Annotated in this window: 4 protein-coding genes and 1 pseudogene; all 5 read right to left on the bottom strand. The window is 49.6% G+C overall.

The window, feature by feature from the left end; translation table 11 throughout:
- Positions 1-104: 104 nt before the first annotated feature.
- Positions 105-494: a hypothetical protein gene (locus J8X26_RS26000; RefSeq protein WP_208952436.1), complete on the bottom strand. Its 390-nt coding sequence runs from the start codon at positions 492-494 to the stop codon at positions 105-107.
- A complete protein-coding gene (locus J8X26_RS26005) occupies positions 487-822 on the bottom strand; it encodes a phage head closure protein (RefSeq protein WP_208952437.1) in 336 nt (111 codons plus the stop codon). Before J8X26_RS26005 ends, J8X26_RS26000 begins: the two co-directional genes overlap by 8 nt.
- Before the next feature lie 10 nt (positions 823-832).
- Entirely contained in the window at positions 833-1,159 is a 327-nt protein-coding gene (locus J8X26_RS26010; protein ID WP_208952438.1) for a head-tail connector protein, read from the bottom strand.
- Complete coding sequence (locus tag J8X26_RS26015; RefSeq protein WP_208952439.1) at positions 1,156-2,151, bottom strand: phage gp6-like head-tail connector protein; 996 nt, start codon at positions 2,149-2,151, stop codon at positions 1,156-1,158. The genes J8X26_RS26010 and J8X26_RS26015 overlap by 4 nt, the downstream gene beginning before the upstream one ends.
- A pseudogene (locus J8X26_RS26020) lies at positions 2,144-2,341 on the bottom strand (phage portal protein); the annotation flags it as partial. The gene J8X26_RS26015 and the pseudogene J8X26_RS26020, both read right to left, overlap by 8 nt.

The following is a 2,341-nucleotide window of genomic DNA, read 5'->3' on the forward strand; positions in this document are numbered from 1 at the left end:
CATGGCCTCTTTACCCGCAGAAGCCATCACTTTCACAGCGACTTTTTCACCCAGGGCTTCAAGTTGCCGCTCGAGTTCTTTCAGCCCCTGAACCTCCATTCGGATCATGATGAATCCTCATAAAAATATATGATGTAGTCCCTCACAAGCCGATATTGCACGCTGTTGCTCGGCAATGTGGTGCAGTCCTGAACAATGCCACCGCGCTCAACATACTGGACTGGATAATCCGCGATTTTTCCATGCCTTATATCGCGCCATGCTTCCCATATGGCACGGTCCAGTTCCACGACAGCGGTATAATCATTAACCTTATAAATCGATATCTGAAACCGTCCTGCGATTAGGCCGGTACGCACCAACCCACCATCTACCTCAGGATCGGATATGCGCTGGAAAGTGATCCCTTGCTGGACCGGATCAGGGAGTAAGAGGGGATAAACAGGCATGCCGGAGAGTTCGCCGAGTGCTTTGAGAATGGCATTTTCAATCATGGCGCGTATCTCTCTCAGCCTTGAGGATAAGCCGGTCTTTCAGACTGTGGTCAACGGAAACAACGGTGTAGCTTGCATCCTTCCACTTCACCTTCCAGTCAATACTGACGTCTCGCCCGGACCTGATAGTGAAATGCCAAGTTTCCACAACCTGTTGCTGATCCAGTGTTCTGATCTTCCGGTTGGATTTCATTTCTACCGCCGCCCAGACCTTGGCAACATCGACAGGCATACCAGGCAAAGGTTCTCCCAGAGGGCCTGTCGATATATTTATGACCTGAAGCGTTATCTGTTCAGTGAGCCTGCCGGCTTCGAGACCCGTCGTCATAAAATCATCCTTAAACAATCGTTGGAGTGTGTAGGGTATAAATGAAAGCAGTCACGCTAAAAGGAAGATTGCCCTGAGAGTAACGCTGTTCCTCTTCTCCATTTTTTACTCTGTCGAAAATGCCCACCAAAATGAGAGTTGAGCGTTTGACTCTTTGTAAAGCCTCCCCCTCTATGACTTCTCCGGAATCATCAATGATCAATGAGCGTGAGCCCTTCACGTAATCCAAAATCACAGCGCTGGCCTGATAAATCGCCTCCTGAAGGTCACTATCAGCGGCATCAGTATCAATACGGAGATAGGACTTAACCTCGTCAAGCGTAACCAGCCCGATCATGATTTTGCCCTCGCATCCCGCCCACGCTTAACCGCAAGTTTCCATCCTTTTGAAGACGGTTCACCTGGCTTATCGGTTGTCTCTGCGTGGCAATACCAGACCGACCCTGCCCATGTGACGCTGTCGCCGGGTAAGTACTTTTCACCGTCTTTGAATATGTCGCGGTAAATCATTACCGGGATGTTGAAGGATTTTTCGGTTTTGGTGCCGCTGGCCAACCGAGCGGTGAGGGTAAATTCACGCTCATTGACTTGGCTGATATCAACGGAGGAGATGCCATCCACCAAACATTCCCAGCCATTTAAACCGGTTGTTTTCTGGAATGAACGCCATAAACCTCCCTGATGTATGGCATAACTACCGCGAGGGTATGACTTCTCCTCATCAATGCACGGCATTATTTCTAACTGCAGCGCATCTTTGCCGTCTTCTCCCGGATCCCCATTTTTGGGGATAGGAAGCGCTGATACAGCATCTTTCACCATCTGCTCAATATCGGGCAGCTCCGGCGCAGCTGGGATTTCAATCTCACCCACAGCTTTTCGAACCATCCCTTCAATGTCAGGTAATTCTGGTGATTTCGGCACCGGAATTTCTGACACTGCGGCTTTCACTAGTTGCTGGATATCGGGTAGCTCAGGAGGTTTAATTTCGATCCCTGCCACAGCAGTTCTTACCATTAGCTCGATATCAGGTAATTCTGGCTGTTCAGGGGATTCCGGCACAGGTATTGTAGATACGGCCTCTTTCACCAGTTGCTGGATGTCTGGTAATTCAGGCGCGGCGGGGATATTAATCTGCGCTAAAACAGCCCTGACGATGGCATTTTCATCAGGCGCTGCCTCTGAAAGTTTTTTCACCATATCCGTCAGATGTTCAATTTCCCTGGCCTGTACGGCCAGGGTAGTTTCATATTTCCGCTGTAAGACTGACAATTGCTCCCCTACGGTTTCACCAACAACCTTCAGCAGTGACATGTCACGTTCATTCATGAGTAAGCAGTCCTTTCAGCATTGCCCTGACCATGAACTGCTCGGGCTCAGATAGAGCTTTGCTGTTCTGATCATCAACTGGCGGTGTCGGCGTGATGGCGGTTTGTGATTTGCTGGCCGAGCCAAAGGGATCATCCTGAGCATCGCGCTTAGCGAGTGCAGACAGGCTGTAATTTTGCTGTTGCATATA

Source organism: Rahnella sp. ChDrAdgB13 (genome assembly GCF_017655185.1).
Lineage (GTDB): Bacteria > Pseudomonadota > Gammaproteobacteria > Enterobacterales > Enterobacteriaceae > Rahnella > Rahnella contaminans.

What these genes read in the sequence shown, in the direction of transcription:
- J8X26_RS26010 (WP_208952438.1), bottom strand. Translation starts at nt 1,159, where the DNA reads ATGATCGGGCTGGTTACGCTTGACGAGGTTAAGTCCTATCTCCGTATT.
- J8X26_RS26015 (WP_208952439.1), bottom strand. Translation starts at nt 2,151, where the DNA reads ATGAATGAACGTGACATGTCACTGCTGAAGGTTGTTGGTGAAACCGTA.
- J8X26_RS26005 (WP_208952437.1), bottom strand. Translation starts at nt 822, where the DNA reads ATGACGACGGGTCTCGAAGCCGGCAGGCTCACTGAACAGATAACGCTT.
- J8X26_RS26000 (WP_208952436.1), bottom strand. Translation starts at nt 494, where the DNA reads ATGATTGAAAATGCCATTCTCAAAGCACTCGGCGAACTCTCCGGCATG.